General features: G+C 50.8%; 2 rRNA genes. Both read right to left on the reverse strand.

Annotated elements, in window-relative coordinates:
* Positions 1-68: ribosomal RNA gene (gene rrf, locus ACE5LO_RS27875) — 5S ribosomal RNA — on the reverse strand; the annotation flags it as partial.
* A gap of 185 nt (positions 69-253) precedes the next feature.
* Positions 254-331: ribosomal RNA gene (locus tag ACE5LO_RS27880) — 23S ribosomal RNA — on the reverse strand; the annotation flags it as partial.

The raw sequence follows: 331 nt of genomic DNA on the forward strand, positions 1-331 counted from the left end.
GCGCTGGAGGGCTTAACGGTCGTGTTCGGGATGGGTACGCGTGGAACCCCTCCGCTATCGCCACCAGACAGGTTTTTCCGGTCCAGTTACCTCCCGAAATTCTTCAGGAAAATAACCAACCTCAGAAAAGACATGCAGCTTTATGCTGCCGCGAGAAATTCGGTACATCACATACTGTGTGTATGAATTTCACAGCGCATCAAGGGTTTACACCCTGAAAACCGGATCCGAAACGTCATTGCGTTTTGTTCATGAGGATAAGCCCTCGACCGATTAGTACTGGTCAGCTCCATGCATTACTGCACTTCCACCCCCAGCCTATCTACCTCGT

The sequence above is a fragment of the Paenibacillus medicaginis genome (assembly GCF_042138635.1).
Classification (GTDB): Bacteria; Bacillota; Bacilli; order Paenibacillales; family Paenibacillaceae; genus Paenibacillus; species Paenibacillus medicaginis.